General features: G+C 69.8%; 21 protein-coding genes and 1 pseudogene. 12 read left to right on the top strand and 10 right to left on the bottom strand.

What is annotated here, in order from left to right; translation table 11 throughout:
• Window positions 1–56 precede the first annotated feature (56 nt).
• Complete coding sequence (locus H1D24_RS08320) at window positions 57–524, top strand: MarR family winged helix-turn-helix transcriptional regulator (RefSeq protein ID WP_181656728.1); 468 nt, start codon at window positions 57–59, stop codon at window positions 522–524.
• 91 nt (window positions 525–615) lie between these two features.
• Here H1D24_RS08320 and H1D24_RS08315 read toward each other — a convergent pair whose 3' ends face one another.
• Entirely contained in the window at window positions 616–987 is a 372-nt protein-coding gene (locus H1D24_RS08315) for a DoxX family protein (protein ID WP_181656727.1), read from the bottom strand.
• A 369-nt stretch (window positions 988–1,356) separates the two neighbouring features.
• Here H1D24_RS08315 and H1D24_RS08310 point away from each other — a divergent pair, with 369 nt between their 5' ends.
• The 4 genes from H1D24_RS08310 to H1D24_RS08295 all read left to right on the top strand — a co-directional run bounded on the left by H1D24_RS08310 (window position 1,357) and on the right by H1D24_RS08295 (window position 4,956).
• Window positions 1,357–2,364: a pirin family protein gene (locus tag H1D24_RS08310; RefSeq protein WP_181656726.1), complete on the top strand. Its 1,008-nt coding sequence runs from the start codon at window positions 1,357–1,359 to the stop codon at window positions 2,362–2,364.
• A gap of 314 nt (window positions 2,365–2,678) precedes the next feature.
• On the top strand, window positions 2,679–3,146 hold the full coding sequence (locus tag H1D24_RS08305; RefSeq protein ID WP_181656773.1) for a MarR family winged helix-turn-helix transcriptional regulator: 468 nt from the start codon (window positions 2,679–2,681) through the stop codon (window positions 3,144–3,146).
• Window positions 3,147–3,291: 145 nt separating this feature from the next.
• A complete protein-coding gene (locus tag H1D24_RS08300; protein WP_181656725.1) occupies window positions 3,292–4,398 on the top strand; it encodes an LLM class flavin-dependent oxidoreductase in 1,107 nt (368 codons plus the stop codon).
• Between the two features lie 126 nt (window positions 4,399–4,524).
• Window positions 4,525–4,956, top strand: coding sequence for a tetratricopeptide repeat protein (locus tag H1D24_RS08295; RefSeq protein ID WP_181656724.1), 432 nt, complete (start codon window positions 4,525–4,527; stop codon window positions 4,954–4,956).
• A 268-nt stretch (window positions 4,957–5,224) separates the two neighbouring features.
• Here the strand turns inward: H1D24_RS08295 and H1D24_RS08290 are convergent, their stop codons facing one another.
• On the bottom strand, window positions 5,225–5,605 hold the full coding sequence (locus tag H1D24_RS08290) for an HAD family hydrolase (protein WP_258563916.1): 381 nt from the start codon (window positions 5,603–5,605) through the stop codon (window positions 5,225–5,227).
• 213 nt (window positions 5,606–5,818) lie between these two features.
• Between H1D24_RS08290 and H1D24_RS08285 the strand changes: the two genes are divergently transcribed.
• From H1D24_RS08285 to H1D24_RS08270, 4 genes and pseudogenes are all read left to right on the top strand, one after another.
• Window positions 5,819–5,956 (top strand): hypothetical protein, encoded by a 138-nt coding sequence (locus H1D24_RS08285; protein ID WP_181656723.1) that lies wholly within the window; start codon window positions 5,819–5,821, stop codon window positions 5,954–5,956.
• A gap of 229 nt (window positions 5,957–6,185) precedes the next feature.
• Entirely contained in the window at window positions 6,186–7,313 is a 1,128-nt protein-coding gene (locus H1D24_RS08280; RefSeq protein WP_181656722.1) for a LacI family DNA-binding transcriptional regulator, read from the top strand.
• A gap of 376 nt (window positions 7,314–7,689) precedes the next feature.
• Window positions 7,690–7,913: pseudogene (locus H1D24_RS08275) on the top strand (carbohydrate ABC transporter permease); the annotation flags it as partial.
• 34 nt (window positions 7,914–7,947) lie between these two features.
• Window positions 7,948–10,122 carry a beta-galactosidase gene (locus H1D24_RS08270; RefSeq protein ID WP_181656721.1) on the top strand — a complete coding sequence of 725 codons (2,175 nt, stop codon included), beginning with the start codon at window positions 7,948–7,950 and terminating at the stop codon, window positions 10,120–10,122.
• A gap of 137 nt (window positions 10,123–10,259) precedes the next feature.
• On the opposite strand, the gene H1D24_RS08265 is transcribed toward H1D24_RS08270, so the two are convergent.
• On the bottom strand, window positions 10,260–10,652 hold the full coding sequence (locus H1D24_RS08265) for a VOC family protein (RefSeq protein WP_181656720.1): 393 nt from the start codon (window positions 10,650–10,652) through the stop codon (window positions 10,260–10,262).
• A complete protein-coding gene (locus H1D24_RS08260) occupies window positions 10,649–10,951 on the bottom strand; it encodes an ArsR/SmtB family transcription factor (RefSeq protein ID WP_181656719.1) in 303 nt (100 codons plus the stop codon). Before H1D24_RS08260 ends, H1D24_RS08265 begins: the two co-directional genes overlap by 4 nt.
• A gap of 401 nt (window positions 10,952–11,352) precedes the next feature.
• On the opposite strand from H1D24_RS08260, the gene H1D24_RS08255 reads away from it, so the two are divergent.
• Window positions 11,353–13,134 (top strand): hydroxysqualene dehydroxylase, encoded by a 1,782-nt coding sequence (locus H1D24_RS08255; RefSeq protein WP_181656718.1) that lies wholly within the window; start codon window positions 11,353–11,355, stop codon window positions 13,132–13,134.
• 269 nt (window positions 13,135–13,403) lie between these two features.
• Here the strand turns inward: H1D24_RS08255 and H1D24_RS08250 are convergent, their stop codons facing one another.
• From H1D24_RS08250 to H1D24_RS08235, 5 genes are all read right to left on the bottom strand, one after another.
• Window positions 13,404–13,964 carry a TetR/AcrR family transcriptional regulator gene (locus tag H1D24_RS08250; RefSeq protein ID WP_309484248.1) on the bottom strand — a complete coding sequence of 187 codons (561 nt, stop codon included), beginning with the start codon at window positions 13,962–13,964 and terminating at the stop codon, window positions 13,404–13,406.
• Window positions 13,961–15,397, bottom strand: coding sequence for an MFS transporter (locus tag H1D24_RS08245; RefSeq protein WP_374064183.1), 1,437 nt, complete (start codon window positions 15,395–15,397; stop codon window positions 13,961–13,963). The genes H1D24_RS08250 and H1D24_RS08245 overlap by 4 nt, the downstream gene beginning before the upstream one ends.
• Window positions 15,398–15,575: 178 nt before the next feature.
• Complete coding sequence (locus H1D24_RS08240) at window positions 15,576–16,607, bottom strand: DNA polymerase IV (protein ID WP_181656716.1); 1,032 nt, start codon at window positions 16,605–16,607, stop codon at window positions 15,576–15,578.
• A 67-nt stretch (window positions 16,608–16,674) separates the two neighbouring features.
• The gene (locus H1D24_RS42205; RefSeq protein WP_258563915.1) at window positions 16,675–16,800 is read right to left on the bottom strand and encodes a hypothetical protein; all 126 of its coding nucleotides are present in this window, start codon (window positions 16,798–16,800) and stop codon (window positions 16,675–16,677) included.
• Entirely contained in the window at window positions 16,797–18,026 is a 1,230-nt protein-coding gene (locus H1D24_RS08235) for an HTD2 family dehydratase (protein WP_258563914.1), read from the bottom strand. Before H1D24_RS08235 ends, H1D24_RS42205 begins: the two co-directional genes overlap by 4 nt.
• Window positions 18,027–18,215: 189 nt before the next feature.
• Here H1D24_RS08235 and H1D24_RS08230 point away from each other — a divergent pair, with 189 nt between their 5' ends.
• Window positions 18,216–19,418 carry an acyl-CoA dehydrogenase family protein gene (locus H1D24_RS08230; protein WP_181656715.1) on the top strand — a complete coding sequence of 401 codons (1,203 nt, stop codon included), beginning with the start codon at window positions 18,216–18,218 and terminating at the stop codon, window positions 19,416–19,418.
• A gap of 408 nt (window positions 19,419–19,826) precedes the next feature.
• Window positions 19,827–20,933 (top strand): sugar ABC transporter substrate-binding protein, encoded by a 1,107-nt coding sequence (locus H1D24_RS08225; RefSeq protein WP_181656714.1) that lies wholly within the window; start codon window positions 19,827–19,829, stop codon window positions 20,931–20,933.
• 101 nt (window positions 20,934–21,034) lie between these two features.
• Here the strand turns inward: H1D24_RS08225 and H1D24_RS08220 are convergent, their stop codons facing one another.
• Window positions 21,035–21,784, bottom strand: coding sequence for a triose-phosphate isomerase (locus H1D24_RS08220; protein ID WP_181656713.1), 750 nt, complete (start codon window positions 21,782–21,784; stop codon window positions 21,035–21,037).
• Window positions 21,785–21,789 lie beyond the last annotated feature (5 nt).

Raw genomic sequence — 21,789 nt, 5'->3', positions numbered from 1 at the left:
TGCCGCCAGACCCGTGGCAATTTTGGTGAAGTGTCAACTACGTTTACACTTTCTTCATGGAAGAGACGGTGCGGTGGCTGACGCCAGACGAGCAGCATGCATGGCGGAGCTTTGTCCGGTTGCATGAGAGGCTCGGGGGTCGTTTGTCGCGTTTGTTGCAGGCCGAGTCGAGTTTGTCGGCTGCTGACTTCGCGGTGCTGGTCAATCTGACGGACGTGCCGGAGGGGCGGCAGCGTTATCAGGATCTGGCCCGTGCGCTGGAGTGGGAGAAGAGCAGGATGTCCCATCACATCGCGAGGATGGCCGGCCGGGGGCTGGTGGTGCGGGAGGAGTGCGCTGAAGACGGGCGCGGCGCGTTCGTGGTGATCACGGAGGCGGGGCGTGCGGCGATCGAGGCTGCTGCCCCGCTTCATGTCGAGGCGGTGCGCGAACTGTTCCTCGACCATGTCACGCCGGCAGAACTGCGAGTGCTGGCCGAGGTCTCTGATCGCGTAGTGGGCAAGCTGGACGAGGACGTGTCCTGACCCGGGAAGACGGCCGGCCGGACCCGGTGATGCGTGGTCCGGGTGTACCGTACCGGCCGTCGCCGAGTGGCCGGTACGGCCCAGGTGCAGGTCACATCGCGAGCCCGAGCGTCACGGCAGTGGCCACTGAGACGGCAATGAGAACGAGGGGGGCCATGGCGTTCCCCCGCGTGGCCGGGTCGGCGTAGTCGCCGGTCTTGGCGTGGAAACCCACGGCGCCGACCATCGTGATGGCGAAGCCGATGGCGGCCGCGATGCCGAGCGGCTGCCAGAAGAGGCCAACGATCAGGCCCACCGCGGCGGCGACCTCGGCCAGTCCGATGAAGCGGACGAGGCCCGCGCTCAGCCCCATGTGCGACTGCAGCCCGGCGGAGACGTCGCCCTTGAGGAGTGCCTTGGGTGCACCCGCGGCCAGCGTCACAAGGGCGAGGAGGACGCTGAGAACAGCGGCGGTGACGTACATGGGGTTGTTCCTTCCGTGCGGCCCACGCCGGGACGGAGTGGACGCAGTGGTGGTTGATTCATCAACCAGAACTCTAGGAAAGGCATAGATGACTCGTCAATAAAATTGCGAGCCATTTCGTCGTGTCCGGTGATCCGGCGGTGCGGTGGGCGAGCCCGTGTGCCGGTGGTGCCTACTCCTCGCGGAGTGGCCGGCGCCGGACGCTTGGAAGATCCCGCGCAGTGCGGGTCCGGGTGGTGGAGTGCTCACTGTGGGAACCCTGCGCGCCCGCCGAGGCCGGCCCGCGCGCCGGATGCGCGTTGTGGCCATCAGCCTGCCCTCGTGGCATGGTAGTTGATGTGACAACTAGACCGTGTGAAAGGTGGCCCAGTGAGCAATGTGGAAACGGAACCTGCGGAGCTGAGGTGCGGAGCCCTGGCGGACGACGGAGCCCTGGGGGACGACGGCCGGCAGGCCGGAACGCCCCTGGTCCATGTGCTGTCGGCGCGGGAGGTGCCCCTGGGCGGTCCGCGTGCGATGCGCGTGCGGCGGACGCTGCCACAGCGGACCCGGACGCTGATCGGAGCCTGGTGCTTCGCGGACCACTACGGCCCCGACAATGTCACCACGACGGGCGGCATGGACATCGCCCCGCATCCGCACACCGGTCTGCAGACGGTGAGCTGGCTGTTCAGCGGGGAGGTCGAGCACCGCGACAGTCTCGGCACCCGCGCCTTGATCCGGCCCGGCGAGATGAACCTCATGACCGGCGGATACGGCATCTGCCACTCGGAGATCTCCACCTCGCGCACCACCGTCATCCACGGCGTGCAACTGTGGGTGGCGCTTCCTGAGGAGCACCGGAACGCCGATCGGGACTTCCAGCACTACGTTCCCGAAACCGTGCGGATCAACGGGGTGGAGATCAGGGTCTTCCTGGGCTCGCTCGCCGGAAGCACCTCCCCGGTGCGGACCTTCACGCCCCTGGTCGGTGCAGAGATCACCCTCGAACCGCTTGCGGCGATCACCCTCGCCGTGGACACCGCCTTCGAGCACGGCCTTCTCGTCGACAGCGGGGACGTCCGCCTGATCGACACCGTGCTGCGCACGGCCGAACTCGGCTATGTTCCCTGCGGCGCCGACGCTCTGACAGTGGTGAACGAGTCGGACGGTCCGGCGCGGGTGATCCTGCTCGGGGGTCCTCCTTTCGAGGAGGAGATCGTCATGTGGTGGAACTTCATCGGACGCAGCCACGAGGACATCGTCCGGGCCCGAGAGGACTGGGAGGCATCCTCCGGCCGTTTCGGCGCCGTCGAGGGCTTTCCGGGTGATCGCCTTCCCGCGCCGACCCTGCCGAACGCCATCATCACCCCGCGCCGGAATCCCCCGCACCGCTGACCTCCTGCGAGAGGCACTTCATGAGCCAGTCTCCACCCCCTCGGATCGTCGAGCGGGTGGACGCGGAGCACCGGTACGAGATCCTGGTCGACGGCTGGCGTGCCGGTCTGACGGCCTACGGCGTCCAGGCATGCCGAGTTCGCCGACATCACCGACCCCGTGACCCCCGACGCCCCTGCGGTGGCTGGCGCCGGACCTGGGCTGACGGGGAGGGCTGCGTGCCGGCAGGCCGCGCCCTCCAGTCCCGGCCGCCGTTCCGTTCCCTCAGGATGTAGGTGACAAGTCAACGATCGGATAGACTCGTACTCGTGCCTATGAAGGAGACGCCACGATGGCTCACTCCGGCGGAGCGGGACGGCTGGCGTGGCCTGACCCGGATGTGGGAAAGGCTCAGCGGTCGGGTGGCTCGCCACTTGCAGTCGGAGTCCAGCCTCTCCACCGCCGAATACACGGTGCTCGTCCACCTCACGGATGCGCCCGACGGCCGTAGGCGCACTGCGGATCTGGTCGGCAGCCTGGAGTGGGAGAAGAGCCGGATGTCGCACCAGGTGTCCCGCATGATGAAGCGGGGTCTGGTCGTCCGGGAGGAGTGCCCTCAAGACGGGCGCGGCGCGGTCGTGGTCATCACCCCGGCGGGACGGGATGCGATCGCGGCGGCCGCGCCCCGCCATGTGGAGGCCGTTCGCCGTCTGTTCGTCGATCCACTGACTCCGGAGCAGCTCCGGGCGTTCGCCCGCATAGCGAACCGCGTTCTCGAGCAATTGGATGAACGGCCCATGTAGGACGGGTGGCCGGGCGGGCCGGTTGGCGTCCGGGCGGACCGGTTGGCGTCCGGGCGGGCCGGTGGGGGTGGAATAGGGACGCCTCGGGGCGCGTTGCAGAGGCATAGTTGATTCGTCAACCGCATGGAACGAAAGGCTGAGGACGATGCAGTTCGGCATCTTCACCGTGGGTGATGTGACCAGTGATCCGACCACGGGCCGTGCGCCGACCGAGCACGAGCGGATCAAGGCGATGGTCACCATCGCGCAGAAGGCCGAAGAGGTGGGGCTGGACGTCTTCGCCACCGGCGAGCACCACAACCGGCCGTTCGTGCCGTCGTCCCCGACCACGATGCTGGGGTGGATCGCCGCGCGCACGGAGCGGATCATCCTGTCCACGGCCACCACGCTGATCACCACCAACGATCCGGTGAAGATCGCCGAGGACTACGCGATGCTGCAGCACCTGGCCCACGGCCGCGTCGACCTGACGATGGGCCGCGGTAACACCGGCCCCGTCTACCCGTGGTTCGGCAAGGACATCCGCGACGGCATCAACCTCGCCATCGAGAACTACGCCCTGCTGCACCGGCTGTGGCGCGAGGACATCGTCGACTGGGAGGGGCGCTTCCGCACCCCGCTGCAGGGCTTCACCTCCACGCCGCGGCCCCTGGACGACGTACCGCCGTTCGTCTGGCACGGGTCCATCCGCTCCCCGGAGATCGCCGAGCAGGCCGCGTACTACGGCGACGGTTTCTTCCACAACAACATCTTCTGGCCCAAGGAGCACACCAAGAAGCTGATCAACCTGTACCGGGAGCGGTACGCGCACTACGGCCATGGCAGCCCCGAGCAGGCCATCGTCGGCCTCGGTGGCCACGTCTACATGCGACCCAACTCCCAGGACGCCATCCGCGAGTTCCGCCCGTTCTTCGACCACTCACCGGTGATGGGCGGCGGGATATCCATGGAGGAGTACATGGAACAGACTCCGCTGACCGTTGGTACCCCCGAGCAGGTCATCGAGAAGACGCTCACCTTCCGCGAGCACTTCGGCGACTACCAGCGCCAGCTGTTCATGGTGGACGGCGGCGGAGTCCCGCAGAAGGCCGTGCTGGAGCAGATCGACATGCTCGGCGAGGAGGTCGTACCGGTGCTGCGGAAGGAGTTCGCCAAGAACCGGCCGGCCGACGTGCCCGACGCCCCCACCCACGCCTCGCTGCTCGCCGCGCGCGACGCGGAGCGCGCGCCGACCGCCGAACCGGCGGCCTGAGAACCGCACGACCAGAGACCGCACGTACGGATGTCTCCGAGGAGTGGGGCACGGCCGATGACGGGCGTACCGACGGTCTCGCTTCCCGGATCGTCCCGTGTACGCAGCAGTGGGAATGGAGGAACGATGACCGACAACTTCAACGAATACCTGGCGAACGACGGAGTGGCACCCGACCGGTGGGCCAGCGCCCTGCACCTGTTCGACAACGGCGCCGGCGTGCCGCATGAGGAGACCACCGCCGAACGCTGGGAGCGGGCCCAGCTGCTGTTCGAGGCCAGGGACTACATCGGTGCCGCCCGGCTGCTGGCCGTCGTCGTCGAGGAGGTCCCGGAGCAGACCGGCCCCCGGCTGCTGCTGGCCCGCGCCTACTACCACTCCGCACAACTGCGGCGCGCCGAGGAGCAGTTGCGCGAGGTCATCGAGCGCAATCCGGTGGAGCACTACGCCCACCTGATGCTGGGCCGCACCCTGCAGCGCCAGGGTCACCAGGACGAGGCGGAGCCCTGGCTGCGCATGGCCGCCGCGTTCGCGGGTGAGTTTCCGGACGACGACTGAGGGCGCGGGCGATGCGTTTGTGGGCGGCGGACACTGGTTGACCAGTGTCCGCCGCCCACATGTTGCCGTGACATCGGAACGTGGAGGCGTCGCTCCTCGATGGGTCGGTGCACGATGTGCGCGCGGTACCGGGATGCCGCTCGATGTGGAATCGCCGTACCCCGGACCGCCGATGTCATGACGACCGCCGCACGATCGGCCCCGCGGGCGGTCACCGGGGCCCGTCGGCGGGGCTCTCGCCGACGGGCCGCACGGCGGTCTTCCGGGGCTATCGGTGTGCGCGCGCGTCGACGAACCCTTCCAGCACCTGCGCCACACCGTCCTCGTCGTTGGAGGGCGCGCGATGACGTGCGGCCGCGAGGACGTCCGGGTGGGCGTTGGCCATGGCGTACGAGCTTCCGACCGCGGTGAGCATGGGGAGGTCGTTGGGCATGTCGCCGAAGGCGGCGATCTCGTGGCGGGCGATGCCGAGGCCGCTGCTCCACCGGATCAGGGTGGTGGCCTTCGTGACGCCAGGCGCGCTGAACTCCACCAGCGACAGTCCGGTGGAGTGGGTGGTCTCGGCGGTCAGGCCGGCGATGCGTCGTGCCTGCTCGTAGAAGTCGTCGAGCGGGAGTGTCGGGTGGTGGGCCAGGACTTGATGACACATCAACCATCATTGACGTGTCAACTACCCTCTTGGCTATTGCGTTGGTGGACTCGGCCGTCCGGCGATCAGCTGTCGTGTCGGTTTCGTATTGGATTTCGCGGCGCCTCCCGGTCTTGCGAGAACGCCTCCTGTGGGACTCGTGTGGCCTGCTTGCCATGCCGCGCCACTGAGAGTGGTTGATGCATCATCCTGCTGAAACGGATCTGGCCCACCGTGGAAGCACAGATCAACCTCGCCAGCACGGTCGACGAGATCACCCGGTCCGACCCCGACCGCGCCCTGCATGTCGCAACGCTTGGCCCGGGACGCTGTGGCGCCGAGCGCAAGGGGGTCGAGGGTGGCACGGGCTGACGTGCGTGGGCACGGCGCCCTGGGGGTGTTCGTTCCTGCCGGTGGCTCGCGAACACGTTGGATCGTGCCGGCGGGCTTGCCGTAATGGTGCGCGAAGTCTTGACACGTCCTGTTCCACTGCGTAGATATGACACCGCAGTCATGACAGCGCAGTCACACGGTTGACCGGCTGTAGGACGACTGGCCGTGACTGGCTGGGATTCGAGCCACCGGACATCGGGAGACTCCTATGACGCGAGTGGGAGGACGGGGCGGGAGTGCTGCCGCGCCGCGCAGCGTGGACGTGGCCCGGTTGGCCGGCGTCTCGCAGAAGACGGTGTCGCGGGTCTTCAACGGCGAGCGGTACGTGTCCGACGAGGTGCGTCGGCGGGTGCTCGAGGCCGCCGAGGATCTCGGCTACCGGATGAACAGCGCGGCCCGGGCACTGGCCTCTGGCCGCTCCCGCACCATCGGCGTGGTCACGCTGGGGACCGCCTTGTACGGACCCGCCTCGTTGCTCATCGGCGTCGAGCGGGCCGCCCGGGACGCGGGGTATGCGGTCCGGGTGGTCAACACGCTGGAGGGCGACCCGGGGGGCGTCGCCGGGGCCGTGGAGTCACTGCTCGAGCAGGGCGTGGACGGCATCGTCGTATCCGAACCGATCGACGAGGGATCGGTCTCGCTCAGCGTCGACGTGCCGGTCCTCGTCCTCGGTGCGCCCGCGGCGTTCGGCGGCTCCCGGACGGTGGCCGCAAGGGTCGGCGCCGAGTCCCTGGCGAGGGCGGCCACCGAACACCTCCTGGAGCTTGGACACATGACAATCCATCATCTCGCCGGTCCACAGCGGTGGTTCGCCGCCCGGGATCGTCTCGAGGGCTGGCGAGCGGCATTGTCGGCACGCGGCAGGGAACAGCCTCCCGTGATCGCGGGCGACTGGTCGGCCGCGTCCGGCTACGCGGCGGGCCGCGAGTTCGCCTCCGCCGGTGACGTCACCGCGGTGTTCGCCGCCAACGACGACATGGCCATCGGTCTGATCCGCGCACTGACGGAAGCCGGCCTGCGGGTGCCGGACGACGTCAGTGTCGTCGGCTTCGACGACATCCCCGTCTCCGCCTATGTCACTCCTCCACTGACCACGATGCGCCAACCCTTCGACGCCGTGGCGCACGAGGGGCTCCGGCTCCTGGTGCAGGCCATCGAGAAACCGGACGCGGAGCCGGCACCGGCGAACGATCCGCCGGTCGAACTCGTCGTCCGCGCCTCGACCGCACCCCCACCGGCCCGGAAGGCCCCGGCACGCGGGCGGCGCACGGCTTCCCGCTCGGGCGGCTCGGCACACGCACCGCCGGCCGGGGACGGACCGCCCACCACCGACTGATCAGCGCTCATCGGCCCGAGCGGCACCCGCTCGTGGCCGGGGGTGAGCCGCCTGCGCTCACCGCCACTCACAAAGCTCCCCGACCGTGGACTTCCGCTGTACGGCACGGGACGCGCGTGCCGGCCACCACAGCCCGCGCGACGCAGTCCCGAACATGGCGACCCCCATGCCCGGTAGCGACGTCGGTGCCTCACCCTCCTCACATCTCTCCCTTCCCCACCCGTTCGACACGCCTTCGCCAGGCGCTCCGTCCCTCTGCCCACCGGCGGGAGTTCACCATGTCCCGATCCTTCGTTCCCACGTCCTCCATGAGCCGTCGTCGGTCCCTCGCCACGACCGGCGCGGTGTCCTTCGGCGCCGCGCTCGCCGCGTGTAGTTCCTGCCGCTGATCATGCTCAACGACCCGAACCTGTACCCCATCACGGTCGGCCTCTCCTCCTGGGCCGCCCAGGCGCAGAACAGCGGCGCCGGCGCCAGCAGCGACATGCTCCGCTCGTCGTCACCGGCTCCCTGATCTCCATCGTCCCGCTCGTCATCGCCTTCCTCCTGCTCCAGCCCCACTGGCAGAGCGACCTGGCGACCGGAAGCGTCAAGCAGTAGCCCACTCATCACTCGTTCCTCTGGAGGCTCCTCCATGGCGGATCTGCCCGCCCGCGTCCTGTTCGGCGCCGCGTACTATCACGAGTACACGCCCGCGTACGACACTGAACTCCGGCCCGACGAACGGCTCAAGACCGACCTCGACCTGATGGCCGAGGCAAACTTCACCGTGATCCGGGTGGGCGAATCGGTCTGGTCGACCTGGGAGCCGGAGAACGGGCGCTTCGACCTCGACTGGCTCCAGCCGGTCCTCGACGGCGCCCACGAGCGCGGCATCTCCGTCATCATCGGCACCCCGACGTACGCGGTGCCGCCGTGGCTGGCCCGGCAGTACCCGGAGATCGCGGGGGAGTACGCCACCGGGAAGCGCTTCGGCTGGGGCGGGCGCCAAGAGGCCGACTTCACCCACCCCGCCTTCCGCTTCCACGCCGAGCGGATCATCCGGAAGATCGTCCCCCGGTACGCCGACCATCCGGCGGTCATCGGCTGGCAGGTGGACAACGAACCGGGCGTGCACCTCTTCCACAACCAGGGCGTCTTCCAGCGCTTCGTCGACCATCTGCGCGACGAGTACGGGGACGTCGAGACCCTCAACCAGGAGTGGGGCCTGGTGTACTGGTCCCACCGGCTGTCCACCTGGGCCGACCTGTGGACGCCGGACGGCAACGCCCAGCCCCAGTACGACGTCGCCTGGCGGGAGTTCCAGGCCCGCCAGGTCACCGAGTTCATCGGCTGGCAGGCCGACATCGTCCGCGAGTACGCCCGCCCCGAGCAGTTCGTCACCACCTGCATCTCCTACACCAGGCAAGGCGTGGAGGACGACGAGCTGTCCGCCCGGCTCGACATCGCCTCCGGCAACCCGTACTACGACATGCAGGACGGTCTCCTGCTCCCCGACCCCACACCTGACGACCACCAGCAGATCTGGAAGACCACCGGCGTCTGGTCGATGTACCAGACCGCGGACTGGATGTTCTCCTCCCGCCAGGAGCCGTTCCTGATCACCGAGACCAACGCCCAGTGCATCGGCGCCCCGTGGGACAACCGCCCCGCCTACGACGGTCAGTGGCGGCAGGCCGCATGGGCGCACGTGGCGCGCGGCGCGCGTATGATCGAGTACTGGCAGTGGCAGACGCTGCGCTTCGGCGCCGAGACCTACTGGGGCGGTGTCCTTCCCCACAGCGGCCGGCCCGGCCGCGCGTACGCCGAACTCGCCCGCTTGGGCGCCGAGTTCGAGAAGGCCGGCCCACTCGTCGCCGGGCTCGAGCCGGACGCCGACATCACGATGGTCTACTCGACGCCGAGCAAGTGGCTGATGCAGAAGCACCCACCGCTCGCGACCGCCGACGGCGACCCCGACCCCGCCGCCTACCACCGCATCTTCGACCCCTTCTACCGGGGCGCGTTCGAGGCCGGCCGTCAGGTGCGGATCGTGCACGCCCGGCAGCTGCACGACCCGCGCGGCGAAAAGGAGGGCATGGTGCCGGATGAGGCCGTACGCCGTCACCCCGTGCTGGTCGTACCGGGGTTGTACATCGCCGCCGACGCGACCCTCGACTGGCTCGCGGCCTATGCCGAAGCGGGCGGCCACCTGGTCCTGGGCCCGCGTACGGGATACGCCGACCACGAGGCCCGGGCCCGGCACGAAGCGGTACCCGGACGCCTCACCGAGGCCGCGGGAGTCACGTACGACGAGTTCAGCAACCTCGCGCGCGACATCCCGGTCCACCCCGTGACCGGCAACCCGCTGCAGCTGCCGCAGGAGGCGACGGCGACCCGCTGGGCCGACGGCCTGACCGTGACCGACGCCGAGACGCTGGCCGCATACGACCACCCGCACTTCGGCCGCTGGCCGGCCATCACCACGCGCCGCCACGGCGAGGGCCGCGTGACCTACGTCGGCACGATCCCCGGCCGGGCCCTCGCCCGCGCGCTGGCGACATGGCTGACACCCTCCGCACGCCACGGCTGGCGGGACCTCCCGGAATCGGTCACCGCGACGACCGGTACGTCCCCCGACGGGCGCCGCGTCCACGTCGTCCACAACTGGAGCTGGGAGCCCGCCCGTGTCGCCGCCCCCGTGGAGCTGACCGACGTCCTGGACGACAGCGCGGTCGCTGCGGGGGCCGAACTGGAGCTCGGTGCATGGGACGTGCGGGTGTTCGCCACGGGGCGCGCAGGCGGCCCGGTCGAGAACGAGCTCGTCTGAACTGCGGTCCGAAGGGCGTCACCGCGACGGACGACGAAGAACTGAGCATCACCCCTGGTCATGGCCCACGCCGCCGGCGAGTTTCAGGGCGGGGGTCCAGTCGCCACCGCGGCATGGCCCCGCACGCGGCCGACCGCCTACTGCGGCTGTGTCGCGATCTGGATGAGGTTGCCGCAGGTGTCGTCGAAGACGGCGGTGGTGACGGGGCCCATCTCCAGGGGCTCCTGGATGAAGCGGACGCCGAGGTCGCGCAGGCGCTCGTACTCCGCCTTCACGTCGTCGACGGCGAACTGGGCGAGCGGGATGCCGTCCTTGACGAGCGTGTCGCGGTAGGTCTTGACGGCCGGGTGGCCGGCGGGCTCCAGGAGGAGTTCGGTGCCGTCGGGCTCGTCGGGCGAGACGACGGTCAGCCACCGGCCCTTCTCGCCCACCGGGACGTCGTGCTTCTTCACGAAACCGAGGATCTCGGTGTAGAAGCGCTCGGCCTTTGCCTGGTCGTCGACGAAGACGCTGGTCAGACGGATCTTCATGAGGTGCTCTCCTCCGGTTCGGATGTGTCGGGCACGAGCCATCGCTCGGCGATCTGCCGCAGCGGGGCCGTGTTCAGGTCGTGGAACTTGTAGCGGCCCTCCCGCCTGGTCTCGACGAGCCCGGCGGCCTCCAGCACGGCGAGGTGCTGGGAGACCCCCTGGCGCGAGATGCCCAGCTGATGCTTCATGCTCAGTCGCGAGCAGATCTCGAACAGTGTCTGTCCCGACTTCTCCGCGAGCTCGTCGAGGATGGTGCGGCGGGTGGGGTCGGCCAAGGCTTTGAACAGGTCGTCGGCCACGACCACAGGATAGGCAATTGCTCACTTGCCTATCAAATCGAGGTGCGCCGCGTCCCGAGTCGGCCCGCCGTCGGCGGGCGCAGGCCCGCGGGCAGCGAGGACGCGCTAGGTGGACCGGGCGGCTTCGGGGCGGCCGGTGGCGAGCTGGACGGGGATGAGCTGCTGGTCGAGGGCCTTGTTGGTCGTTCTGCGCTGAACGGCATCGGCACCCTTCCCGGTGAATCTTTGCCCCGTCAGCCAGGGGTATCGGGGGACGCGGCACGTGCACAGGGCCTCCGTGCGTGCGAGGCTCGTGCAGATCAAGTGCCGCACTGCGCCCACTGGTTCACCGACGTGCGAAAGATGCGAACGTGGCGAGACAGGCGTTCCCATCTTGCGGGCGCTTCTCTAGCGTCCCGGCGATGACGTCGTCGAGCGGGGAGGACACGATGCCGGGACGCAGGCAGGTGCTGGGCTGGGGTGGATCACTGGCGGCAGCCGGGGCACTCGGACTCCGGCCCGCGAAGGCGACCGCGGCGCAGCGGACCCGCACGAGAGTGGCCGTACTCGGCGGCGGTATCGGCGGCCTGACCGCCGCCCACGAGCTCGCCGAGCGCGGCTTCGACGTCACCGTGTACGACCGGCGCGCGGAATGGGGCGGTAAGGCGCGCAGCCTCCCGGTGACCGGCACGGCCACCGGTGGCCGCCGCGACCTGCCCGGTGAACACGGCCATCGAGGCTTCTTCGGCTTCTACTCCAACCTTCCGGACACCATGCGACGCATCCCCTTCGGCGACCGCACACACGGCGTCTGGGACAACCTCGTCACCGTCCCCTACTTCGCGTTCAACAGAGACAACGGCAAGGGCGACCTCTACCTCCCCACCATCCCGCCCGACAGGCGCACCCTCGACCCCGCCACCCTCCCCCTCGTCATCGAGGGCCTGTTACGCACCATGCCCCAGCTCCTGCCGCACGAATGCGCCTTGCTCGGCCGGAAACTCGCCATCCTCATGACGAGCTGCGACGAGCGTCAGTTCGGGCAGTGGGAGCACACCGGCTGGCTCGACTTCATCGAATCCGAGGGCAAGTCGGACTTCTACCAGGTGATGTGGGGCGGCTCGGCGAAGGTCATCCAGGCTCTGCGCCCCGAGACCGCCAGCACCCGGACCTGCGGGCAGGGCATCTCGAAGATCCTCTACTCCATGCTCGGGATGGGGCCCGACGGCCCCTTCGACCGGATCCTCGACGGCCCCACCAGTGAACGCTTCATCGACCCGTGGGTGCGGCACCTCACATCGCTGGGAGTCCGCTTCGTCACCGGGCATCTCGTGGAGTCCCTCGAACTCGGCTCCGACGGCCGTATCACGGCCGCCCACGCCCGCACCGCGGCCGGTCCCGCCCGGATCGACGCCGACTGGTACGTGGCCGCTCTCCCCGTGGACCGCGTACGGCAGTTGTGGTCTCCCGAGATCCGGGCGGCCGATCCTCAACTCGCCAGGATGGACCGACTGCGCACCACGTGGTGCCAGGGCATCATGTACTACCTCAAGGAGACCTTCCGCGGCCCCATCGCCCACCTCAGCCTCATGGACTCCCCGTGGGCACTGTGCCCGGTCGGGCAGTCCCGCTTCTGGTCCGAGCCCTTCACCGAGACCTGGGGCGACGGCGTGGCCGCCGAATCCCTCTCCGTCGTCATCTCCGACTGGGACACCCCCGGCCCCCTCTACGGCAGACCCGCCAAGGAATGCACCCCGAAGGAGATCTCCGAGGAAGTCTGGGCGCAGATGAAGGCAGGCCTCGAGGACGACGGCGACGTCGTCCTCCCCGACGGCATCGTCCACTCCTGGTTCCTCGACCCGGCCGTCACCCGGACCGCCGGCGGCAGGCTCGAGAACGACGACACCTACTTCCTCAACGACGTCTCCTCCTGGGAACTGCGTTCCGAGGCCGTCACCGCCATCCCCAACCTCTTCCTCGCCGGCGACCACGTACGCGCCCACAGCAACCTCGACTTCACGACCATGGAGACCGCCAACGAGACCGGCCGCCGCGCCGCCAACGGCGTGCTGGAGGCCGCCGGAGCCGACGGCGCCGACGAGGTCCGTCTCTTCGGCGGCGCCGAACCACCTGGCTTCGCCGAGCTGAAGGCTGCCGACCGGATCCGCTACCGGCTGGGCCTGCCGCACGTCCTCGATCTCTGAGGACGAAGCCACCGCGTAACGGCTGCCCGTGCTAGGTGATCGTCTGCGGCTGAGGATTCCGATTCGGGCAGGGGTGTCTCCGGTTTCGGGCGACCTGGGGACCTCATCGGGCCCTCGGAATGGTGCACCCCTCGGATGTCTCCTGCACGACGGCACACTGCAACGGCACCCCCCAAGCCCCGTGGCTTGCCCGCTGTCCGAACGCCGCCTGCTCGTCGATGACGCGGGCCGGCCTCCCCTACCGGCGGATTGACGGATCTGCCGGCTGGTCAGCCCTCGCCGGCGAGCGTGTCTCGCAGCAGCGTGACCAGGTCACCGGATTCGGCTCGGCCGAGTTCATCGAATGCGCCCGATCGGCGTCCCAGCAGTACCCCGATGAATGCCGCCACGACGATCTCGGCCCGCAGCCGCGGCCGGTCCAGCCCCTCGCGGGTGAAGCGCTCGAGCAGCGGCTCGACCAGTCGGGCGTGCAGTGCCGCTCGGGCCGCGTCCTGGGCCGCGGGGTCGCTGTGCGGCTGGACGGCGACCTGGGTGATGGGGCCGGGGCCGCGGAGGTCGACCCGCTCGAGCAGTTCGAGGAGCCGGTCCGGGTCCAACAGGTCGGTGGGAACCGCGTCGCCGGTCGCGTTCTGCAGCGTGGCCACGTACAGCTGCGTCTTGTTGCCGAAGTAGCGCGCGATGAGCGCCGCGTCCACTCCCGCGCGCTCTCCGATCTCGCGGACCGTGGTGCGGTCGAAGCCGCGCTCGGCGAACAACTCGCTCGCCGCCTGCAGCAGCAGCTCACGGCTGCGCGCGGCGTCGCGGCGGCGCGCCGGCATGTGGTCGCTCACCGGTCGACCGAGGTGTGTCGCGGGCCGCCCGCCTGGGGAGGCAAGGGGCCGGCGTCCGCCTGCTCCGCCGGCTTCTGCGTACCCGCGGTCAGCACGGTCCGCGTGCCGCCGCGACGCGACCGGATCAGGAGGTAGCTCACCAGGGCGGCCGTGGCCACCCACACAGCGCAGGCCAGCAGTCCGGCCGACCGGTACCCGTCGTTCGAGGGCAGTGCCTCGCCCGCGGCGGTGTGGGCCTGGAGCACCACCGCGCTGAGCGCGCTGCCGGTCGAGTAGCCGATGTACTTCACGACGTGATTGAAACTCATCGCGCTGCCGGTTTCCTGCGCCGGCACCGCACCCACGATCAGTGCCGGCATGACCGAGACGGTGATGCCGATACCCAGCCCGGCCAGGGCCATGGTGACGAACACCTGCCACAGGCTGTGGCGGGCGAACACGAAGGACAGCACGGCCACGAGGGAGATAAGGCAGCCCAGGGGCAGGAGCAGGGCGAGCGGGACGGTGCGGCTCAGGACGCGCACCAGCCGGCCGGCCAGCAGGCTGCCCGCCGAGAACGGAACCAGCACCAGGCCGGTGACGACGACGGAGGCGCCGAAGCCGTAGCCGGCGCTCGTCGGCGTCTGCACGAAGCGGGTCACCAGTGACATCAGCAGGTACATTGCCACGCCGCCCACCACCGCGGTGAGGTTGGCCGCGAGCACCACCCGGTCCCGGACCAGCCGTACGTCCACCAGGGGATGCGGCGTACGCAGCTCATGGGCGACCCACCAGACCAGCAGCAGGACCGACACGACGGCCAGTACGAGCAGACGGGCCGACGACCAGCCCCAGTGCCCGCCCTGGGTGAGCGCGAACAGCAGCCCGGCCATGCCCCCGGCCAGCAGCGCGGCGCCGAGCACGTCCAACCGGTGCGCCGGGCGCTGCGGCGACGGAGGCAGTACGACGATGGCCGCTGCCAGAGCCACGGCCGCGGCGATCGCCGCGAACCAGAACCCGGCGTACAGGCCGAAGTACTCCGCGAGCAACCCGGTCACGGGATAGCCGAGACCGATGCCTGCGGCGGCCGTGAGCGACAGCGTCGCAACCGCCGACCGCGACCGCTCCGGCGGCAGGGCGTCACGGGCGGTGGCCATGGCCAACGGCGTGAGCCCGATCCCGAGACCCTGGAGCGCCCGGCCGGCGATCAGCGCGCCGAAGCCCAGCGGCAGAGCCGCCAGCACGCTGCCCACCAGCACTGCGGCCAGGCCGGTGAGGATCACCTTCCGGCGGTGCGGCCCGTCGCCCAGGCGCCCCATCGTCGGGGTGGCGACGGCGCCCACGAGCATCGTCACCGTGAGCGACCACTGCGCACTGGACATGGACACGTGGTTCACCGCAGCGATCGTCGGGATCAGCGGAGCGCCGAGGCTGCTGACGATCGCGACGAGCATGCCGAGGCAGATGAGTACCGGGACCAGTGCCCGTTGCCGGTGGGGGGATGGGGTGCGTGTTGGTTGCACAGAGGGGCCAATCTTGTCATCAAGTGATGTCATCGCCTGATGACATACTACCGCGCCATCGCGGCAGGGCGGTCTCCCCCAGTGGCTCAGCGCTCGTGGATGACTTGTCCTACGTCTCGCGGAATTCGGCGCGCACGCCGAGGAGGCGTACCGGGCGGTCGTGCTCGAACAGTTCCAGCACTGCCAGCGCCGCGCGCTCGATCTCGGCGGGGTCGCTGGTCGGCGTGGGCAGGGTGACGCTGTGGGTCTGCGTGAGAAACGGCGCGTACCGCACCTTCACCGCGACGCGTTGCGCCGGTCGGCCTTCGGTGGCCACATCCTGTGCCACGCGTCTGGCCAGGGTGGCGACGTGTTCGCCGATCTCGGAGCGGTCGGTCAGGTCGTGCTGGAAGGTGATCTCGCGGCTGCGTGAGCGCGGAACGTAGGGAGCGCCACTGACCTCGGTGTCACCCGCACCCAGTGCGAGCATCCGGTACCACGGCCCCTGCACCGGGCCGAACCGGGCGGCGAGCTCGTCCGGGTCGGCCCTCGCCAGCTGGGCGACGGTGAGCAGGCCCGCCTCGGCCAGCCTTCTCGCGGTCTTGCTCCCGATGCCCCACAGCGCGTCGGTCGGTCGCTCCGCCATGACGGCCGCCCAGTTGTCCCGGGTGAGGCGGTACGTACCGGCCGGCTTGGCGAACCCGGTGGCCAGCTTGGCACGCAGTTTGTTGTCTCCGATGCCCACCGAGCAGGACAGCCCGGTCGCGACCCGCACGGCCTCGCGTATCTCGGCGGCCATGGCCTCGGGGTCGTCGATGTGGGCTCCGAGGAATGCCTCGTCCCAGCCGAGTTCCTCGACGACCACCGGAAACCGGCGCAGCGTGGCCATGAACTGGTCGGAAACCCGTTGGTAGGCCGGCGGATCCGAGGGCAGGAACACCGCTTCGGGGCAGCGCTTGGCCGCCGTACGCAGCGGCATGCCGGATTGGATGCCGAACTCGCGCGCCTCGTAGGAGGCCGTGGCCACCACCCCTCGCTGGGTGGGGTCGCCGGAGCCGCCGACCACCACCGGCCGTCCACGCAACTCAGGCCGGCGAGCCATCTCCACAGCGGCGATGAACTGGTCGAGATCGACGTGCAGCACCCAGTCCCTGCCGGACACGCAGTTCAGTATGCGTCCTCTGCCCGTGTCGCGCCCGCCGCGCCAGCCCTGACGGACCGCGTTTGGATCAGATCGTGGGGCACCCGAGGTCGGCGCCGGAGGAGGCTGCCTTGGCGAAGCGGTCGGGCCGGTCGCCGGGGACGAAGAGCAGGGTCTGTGCGGCGGCGATACGGTCGCTGTACGGGTGGATCATGCGAAGGTCACCTCGGCGGTGGCGTGCCGGGGCTCGCGGTGGGTGGCGATGCGCAGCCGGGCATGGTCGTCGGTGGGCGTGCCGTCGGCGAGGAGGTGCTCGCCGACGAACGCCGGCCGGTGCAGCCGGTACGACAGCGACCGTACCTGGCGTTCCGGGGCGTTTGTGCGGACCAGGTCCAGCATGAGCAGGGCCAGCAGCGGGCCGTGCACGACGAGGCCGGGATAGCCCTCCACGTCGCGGACGTACGGGGTGTCGTAGTGGATGCGGTGGGCGTTGGCGGTGAGCGCGCTGAACCGGAACAGCAGGGTCTCGTCCGTGTGCAGGCGTAGCTGCCACGGGCCCTCGGGCTCGGGTACGGCCGAGTCGTCGAGCGCGGCCGGGTGCTGCGGCGCCGAGCCGTCGCCCGACCGGTAGACGATGTCCTGCTCCTCGACCAGGCAGGTACGGCCCTTCTGCCGGAACTCCTGGCGTTCGGTGACAAACAGCAGTTCGCCGCTGCGGCCCTGCTTGGGGGTGACTGCCGCTAGGCTGCTGACGCGTTCGGCCGGTTCGCCGAGGCGCAGGGGCTCGATGATCTCGCACCGTCCGCCGGCGAACATCCGCCGCCGGTCGGGGATGGGTGGCAGGAAGCGGGCGTCGCGCAGGTGTCCGTCAGGGCCGAGCGCCTGCTGGGGCGCCCAGTGCAGGAAGTACAGCCACTGCCACAGCGGCGGCAAGGGATCACCGGACTCGGCGGCGGTGTCGGGGAGGTCCAGCAGCGCGGACAGGGCCGCTGCCGGACCGGGCTGCAGGGCGTCCTCGTCCGTGACCCGTTCGGGTTGCCATGACTCCACGTAGGAGGCGAGGGGGGCGGGCATGGGCTTCTCTTCCTTGTGCGGAGGGGAGCGGTGCGGTGGGCAGGTCAGTGGAGCGGTCGTCGGTGGAGCGGCCGTCGGTGGGGCGGGCGTTGTGGGGACCGCCCCCGTCTCCTCCAGCAGGGAGGTGCGGGACGGTTCGCGTACGACAAGGGTGGCAAGGAAGGTCAGGCCGATGCACGCGGTGACGTACCAGAAGAACACGGTCTCGTGTCCGCCCTTCTTCAGAGCCAGCGCGATCGGTTCCGTCAGTCCGCCGAAGGTGGCGGTGACCAGGGCGTGCGGCAGGCCCACGCCCAGCGCCCGGACCTTGGTGGGGAACATCTCGGCCTTGATGATGGCGGCCAGCGTCGAGTACCCGCCCCTCATCCCGCCAGTTGATCTGGTCGGCGCGGCCCCCCCGCATGGGTGCCGTCCCGGCCGAGGGTGAGCACACCGAGAGCATCCTGGCCGAACTCGGTTACAGCGGGGACGAGACGGCTCGTCTGCGTGCCGAGCACCTCGTCTGACCATCTGCCCGCGAGGCGTCAGGGCCATCCAGCAAGGAGGCGTCACAGCATGAGCACCCTCGACATCCTGTCCGAGGACGAGCAGTTCATCGTCAGGACGGTGCACGACTTCGTCGACAAGGAGGTCAGGCCGGTCGTCCAGGAGTTGGAGCACGCCGACACCTACCCCGAAGCCCTGATCGAGCAGATGAAGCAGCTCGGGATCTTCGGCCTCGCCGTCCCCGAGGAGTACGGTGGCACGCCGGTCTCCACCCCTTGTTACGTGCTGATCACCGAGGAGCTGGCGCGGGGCTGGATGAGCCTGGCGGGTGCGATGGGCGGGCACACCGTGGTCGCCAAGCTGCTGCTGCACTTCGGCACCGAGGAGCAGAAGCGGCGGTACCTGCCGAGGATGGCCACCGGGGAGATCCGGGCGACCATGGCGCTGACCGAACCAGGCGGCGGCTCGGATCTGCAGGCCATGCGTACGGTCGCCCGCAGGGACGATGGGGGTACCTCCCGCGCGAGCGAAGCCGAGCGTGGGGGAGGCTATGTGGTGAACGGTGCGAAGACATGGATCACGAACTCCCGCCGCTCACAGCTGATCGCGCTGCTGTGCAAGACGGACCCGGCGGCGAGCCCCGCACACAAGGGCATCTCGATTCTGCTGGCCGAGCACGGACCGGGTCTGACGGTCTCCCGCGACCTGCCCAAGCTCGGCTACAAGGGCGTGGAGAGCTGCGAGCTGTCCTTCGAGGACTACCGGGCTCCGGCCGACGCCGTACTGGGCGGCGTGGAGGGTAAGGGCTTCGCGCAGATGATGAAGGGCCTGGAGACCGGCCGCCTCCAGGTCGCCGCCCGCGCCCTCGGCGTCGGCCGGGCGGCATTCGAGGACGCGCTCGCCTACGCGCAGGAGCGGGAGTCGTTCGGCAAGCCCATCTGGAAGCACCAGGCCATCGGCAACTACCTGGCGGACATGGCGACTTCACTGACCGCGGCCCGCCAGCTCACCCTGTACGCGGCACGGGAGGCGGAGGCGGGACGGCGGGTGGACATGGAGGCGGGGATGGCGAAGCTGTTCGCCTCCGAGACGGCCATGCAGATCGCCCTCAACGCCGTCCGCATCCACGGCGGTTACGGCTACTCGACCGAATTCGACGTGGAGCGTTACTTCCGCGACGCACCGTTGATGATCGTCGGCGAGGGCACCAACGAGATCCAGCGGAACGTCATCGCGAGCCAGCTGGTGAAGCGAGGAGGACTCGACGCATGAGGATCGTCGTCCGAGTGACAGCACGGGCTGCAGATCTCCGAGAACTCCAGGACATCGCAGGGCGTGCGACACAGGCCGCGCAGCTGCCGCGACAGCTCGGCAGGCCTCAGCCCGCGCCCAGGCCGTTGCCGCACGCGCGGCAACCGCGCGGAGCCCGCGCGCACCGCGCAGCTTCGCCGCGGGGGAGCGGGTCGCGTGCGCCGGGCCTCCGCGTGGCGGAAGGGCGGGGTGGATGCCGTGGCATCCGCCCGCCGGTGCCGTTGCACGCTCCGGCCTGACCGCCAGCGGGCACCGCGCGCCGGCACAGACACCGAGCCGGGGGCGACAGACGCCCCCTCCGGTGCTGGTGCGCGTGCCCGCTGGCGCCGGGGCCACTCGCGCGGTGGACTGGTGGGGGAGGCGGGTGACATGCATGCGCGTCTGTGGGGTGCTGTCCGCGTCGTGGCCGCTGTGTCGTTGGCCGTCGGCCTCGGCGCCTGTGGGCAGTCCGACGAGTCCGGCGGTTCGGGCGAGAACGCCTCCGGCAAGCAGTTGAAGATAGGGCTGCTGCTCCCGGGTTACGGGGGAGCCACCCGCTGGGCGCAGTTCGACAAGCCCCTGGTCGAGGCGAAGATCAAAGATCTGTGCGGCGACTGCACGGTGGCATACGCCGACGCCGGGCTGAACGCGGCCAGGCAGCAGCAGCAAGCGGAGGCGATGATCATCAAAGGAGTCGACGTCCTGATCCTCGCTTCCGTCAACTCCGAGACGATCCGCTCCACGATCAACAAGGCGCACGAGGCGGACATCCCGGTCGTCGCCTACGACCACCTCGCGGAGGGGCCGATCTCGGCATACGTCGGCTTCGACGCCCGCCGCATCGGCGAGCTCCAGGGCGAGGCACTTCTCAAGGCGCTGGGCGACAGGGCTCATGACAGCCAGATCGTCATGATGAACGGCGACCCCATCAACCCGGACGCAAGAGAGTTCAAGATGGGTGCACTCTCTGTCCTCGAGGGCAAGGTGAAGATCGGCAAGGCCTATGACACGCCCGGGTGGGAGATCGAGACCGCCCACGGCAACATGACCGACGCCGTCGCCGACCTCGGCGCGGACAGGGTCGACGGTGTCTACGCCGCCAACGACTGGCTCGCCTCGGGCGTCATCTCGGCCCTCAAGGCCGCCCATATCAAGCCGCTGCCGCCCGTCGTCGGCCAGGACGCCATTCTCTCGGCCTTGCAGCGCATCGTCAGCGGTGAGCAGTACATGACCGTCTACAAGCCCTACAAGCTTCAGGCCGGCGCCGCGGTGGAGATGGCCCTGGCCCTGGGCCGCGGCGAAGGACTGGACCGCATCGCAAAGGACACAGTCAGCAGCCCCACCACCGAGGACATCCCTGCCGTCGTGCTCACCCCGGTTGCCGTGACCCGGCACAACATCAAGGACACCGTCGTCAAGGACGGACTGTACACGATCGACCAGATCTGTACCCCGGAGGTCAAGCGGGCTTGCGATGAGGCCGGACTGACGTCGTAGGCCACAATCCTCCGGTGGACACGCTGACTGTGCCCGGCTGACTTCCGTGGGGTGTCGTCGCAGTGCTCCGCCCGCTCTTCTTGGTGGGCTCCGCGCGGCCCTCAGCCGCCCACCACCGCCCGTGCGGTGGCCAGAATGGACAGGAAGCCGTCCACGTCCCAGGCGGCCCGGCCGACGAACAGCCCGTCGACGCCCGGTACGCGCAGCAGCGTCCCGGCGTTGGACTGATCGACCGAGCCGCCGTACAGGACGGCGGCGACCCGGTCGCCCCACTTGGCGCTGAGCGCCGCGATGACGTCGGCGATCTCGTCGGGGCGCGGCTGACGGCCGTGCTCGCCGATCGCCCACACCGGCTCGTACGCGATGAGGACGCGGGAGGTGTCAGCCAGCCCGTCCAGGGCCTCGGCGACCTGGCCCAGGACGTGCTCCACGGAGTCACCCCGGGCGAACACGTCCGCGCTCTCTCCGCAGCACAGCAGCGGGATCAGGCCGTGCCGCAGGATCGTCCGCACCTTCAGCGCAACGGTGGCGTCCGTCTCCCCGAAGTGCTCGCGCCGCTCCGAGTGGCCGATCTCGACGATGCGGGCACCGGCGTCGGCTGCCTGCGGCACCGAGATCTCACCGGTCCACGCACCGGCGTCCTCCCAGTGCGCGTTCTGCGCGCCGACGAGCACAGGTGAATCGCCGCCGAGCACCGCGGCCACCTCGGCGATCGACGTCGCAGAGGGGATCACGAACGGCTGGACGCCGGGGACGCCGTCCCGGCCGACTTCCGTGCGCAGCCGCGCGGCGTACTCCGCGGCCTGCGCCCTGGTCTTCGTCATCTTGAAACTAGTTCCGATCCACAGCATGACGG

It is taken from the genome of Streptomyces himalayensis subsp. himalayensis (assembly GCF_013778455.1).
Lineage (GTDB): Bacteria > Actinomycetota > Actinomycetes > Streptomycetales > Streptomycetaceae > Streptomyces > Streptomyces himalayensis.
The sequence above is the reverse complement of the archived record's forward strand: the minus strand, read 5'-3'. Positions and strand labels throughout refer to the sequence as shown.